The organism is Streptomonospora halophila, assembly GCF_039542725.1.
In the GTDB taxonomy this organism is placed as follows: Bacteria; Actinomycetota; Actinomycetes; order Streptosporangiales; family Streptosporangiaceae; genus Streptomonospora; species Streptomonospora halophila.
In genome coordinates this window covers 1-2,197 of the sequence record NZ_BAABIK010000071.1, presented here as the reverse complement: position 1 = coordinate 2,197, position 2,197 = coordinate 1, and the positions used below count along the sequence as shown (strand labels likewise).

The window sequence follows — 2,197 nt, the reverse complement described above, 5'->3', positions numbered from 1 at the left end:
AGAACGACATGGCTACGATCCGACTTCGTGCGGGCCGGTGCGCCCGCACGGCTGCGCCGGGGCCGGGCGGCGCAACAGGCGGCGCTCCGCCGCGCAGCGAGGGTCGGCGCGTGCGGCCGGATCCGAGGTGATGAGGGGGAAGCGCGAGAAAATGAACCATTGGTCTAAACCTGCTGTCTAGGCCAACTGGCCTGATCGCCGGGGTGTCGACGATGATGCGGACCTGACGCTGACGAAGGAGCCGCTGTGTCGCAACAAGTGACTGGCCCGGATGTGGCCCCCACGGGCCACAAGGAACTGACCGAGTGGGTTCGCGAGGTGGCGGACCTGGCGCGGCCCGACCAGGTCGTGTGGTGCGATGGCTCGGAGGCCGAGTGGCAGCGCCTCACCGGTCTATTGGTCGATCAGGGCACGTTCGTCCGCCTCAATCCCGGACTGCGGCCGAACAGCTTCTACTGCCGGTCGGATCCCGGCGACGTCGCGCGCGTCGAGGACCGCACGTTCATCTGCTCCGAGCGCGAGCAGGACGCCGGACCCACCAACAACTGGGTGGACCCGGCCGAGATGCGGGCGACCCTCGCCGACGTCTTCGACGGCTGCATGCGCGGGCGCACCATGTACGTGGTCCCGTTCTGCATGGGGCCGCTGGGCGGCAACATCTCCCAGCTGGGCGTGGAGATCACGGACTCGCCCTACGTCGTCGTGTCCATGCGCATCATGGCCCGCATGGGCGAGCAGGCGCTGCGCCTGATCGAGGAGCGCGGGTCGTTCGTCAAAGCCGTGCACTCGGTGGGCGCCCCGCTGGAGCCGGGGCAGCAGGACGTCCCCTGGCCGTGCAACAGCACCAAGTACATCTCGCACTTCCCCGAGACCCGTGAGATCTGGTCCTTCGGCTCCGGGTACGGGGGCAACGCGCTGCTCGGCAAGAAGTGCTACGCGCTGCGCATCGCCTCGGTGATGGCGCGCGACGAGGGCTGGCTCGCCGAGCACATGCTCATCCTCAAGGTCACCCCGCCCCAGGGCGAGCCCCGCTACATCGCGGCCGCCTTCCCCAGCGCGTGCGGCAAGACCAACCTCGCGATGCTGTCGCCGACCATCCCCGGGTGGCGGGTCGAGACCGTGGGCGACGACATCGCCTGGATGCGCTTCGACGACGAGGGGCGGCTGCGGGCGATCAACCCCGAGGCCGGGTTCTTCGGCGTCGCGCCCGGCACCGGCGTGTCGACCAACCGCAACGCGGTCGAGGCGCTGTGGGGCAACAGCATCTTCACCAACGTCGCGCTCACCGACGACGGCGACGTGTGGTGGGAAGGGCTCACCGAGGAGCCCCCCGCGCACCTGACGGACTGGAAGGGCCGCGACTGGACGCCCGACTCCGACGAGCCCGCCGCGCACCCCAACGCCCGCTTCACCACTCCGGCCGGGCAGGCGCCGACCATCGCGCCCGAATGGCAGGACCCGGCCGGCGTACCGATCTCGGCGATCCTCTTCGGCGGGCGCCGGGCGACCGCGGTACCGCTGGCCAACGAGTCGTTCGACTGGCGGCACGGGGTCTTCCTGGGCGCCAACGTCGCCTCGGAGAAGACGGCCGCGGCCGAGGGCACCGTCGGCGAGCTGCGCCGCGACCCCTTCGCCATGCTGCCGTTCTGCGGCTACAACATGGGCGACTACTTCGGCCACTGGCTGGAGGTCGGGCGCACCGCGGACCCGCGGAAGCTGCCGCGGATCTTCTACGTCAACTGGTTCCGCAAGGACGACGCCGGGCGCATCGTCTGGCCGGGCTTCGGCGAGAACGGCCGTGTGCTGAAGTGGATCGTCGAGCGCCTCAACGGCGCGGCCGAGGCGCGGCGCACGCCGATCGGCAACGTCCCCACGCCGGAGTCCCTGGACACCAGCGGACTGGACCTCTCGCGCGCCGAGCTGGAGTTCCTGCTCTCGGTCGACCCCGAGACCTGGCGCGAGGAGGCCTCGCTGATCCCGGAGTTCTTCAAGACCTTCGGCGACCAGCTGCCCGACGAGCTGTGGGAGCAGTACAACGCCCTGCTCGACCGGCTGGGCTGAGGACGCGGCCGGGTCCGCCGCTCTCGGGTGGCGACGGGAGGCGGACCCGGCCCCCGCCCCGGCAGGGCCCCCGCGCCGCGCCGCACCGGCGGGCGCACCAGGGGTGGGCCGTGCCGGCGGCGCCGGCACGGCCGGC

Annotated in this window: 1 protein-coding gene; it reads left to right on the top strand. The window is 71.5% G+C overall.

The features are described 5' to 3' along the window. The first annotated feature begins 246 nt into the window (after positions 1 to 246). On the top strand, positions 247 to 2,061 hold the full coding sequence (locus ABEA15_RS25490; protein WP_344141825.1) for a phosphoenolpyruvate carboxykinase (GTP): 1,815 nt from the start codon (positions 247 to 249) through the stop codon (positions 2,059 to 2,061). Positions 2,062 to 2,197: the final 136 nt, after the last annotated feature.